The organism is Vibrio sp. YT-19(2023), assembly GCF_033337395.1.
The window spans coordinates 1-588 of record NZ_JAWOQN010000808.1; the positions used below are offsets into that span (position 1 = coordinate 1).

2 protein-coding genes are annotated in these 588 nt (G+C 44.6%); both read left to right on the forward strand.

What is annotated here, in order from left to right; genetic code table 11:
• The coding region (locus R7E78_RS28570; protein WP_318058940.1) for an iron chelate uptake ABC transporter family permease subunit at positions 1–365 on the forward strand (365 nt) is incomplete at its 5' end.
• A gap of 2 nt (positions 366–367) precedes the next feature.
• The coding region (locus R7E78_RS28575) for an ATP-binding cassette domain-containing protein (RefSeq protein ID WP_318058941.1) at positions 368–588 on the forward strand (221 nt) is incomplete at its 3' end.

Below are 588 nucleotides of genomic sequence, written 5' to 3' on the forward strand. Positions count from 1 at the left end.
TGCATCGCACATTGGATGTGTTCTGGTTAGATCAAGACAACGCGAAAAGCTTGGGTGTTGATGTGCCGAAAGTGACGCGCAACGTCTTCATCCTTTCTGCGGTTTTGATTGCAATTTCTACCGCTTTGGTTGGCCCAATTATGTTCTTTGGTTTGCTTGTGACCAACTTGAGCCGCGAGATGTTTCATTCCTATCAACATAAAACATTGTTGATAGGCTGTTCGCTGTTGGCCATTAGCTCCTTGCTTTCAGGGCAGTGGATCATTGAAAACGTATTTAATTTTGAGACAACGCTAAGCGTGGTCATTAACTTCCTTGGCGGCATTTATTTCTTGTATCTGCTGTTGAAAAACAAAGTCGTATAAACATGATAGTCATAGAGAAACTAACCAAAGCATTTGGTTCGAGTAAAGTCGTTGATAGCGCGGATACTCAGTTCGAAAAAGGCAAAGTGACGTCAATCATTGGCCCAAATGGAGCTGGCAAGAGTACCTTACTCTCCATGGCTTCTCGCCTAACAGAGCGAGACGGTGGTAGCGTCATCATCGACTGTAAAGAGATCGCTGAGTGGGATACCAAAGAGCTGGC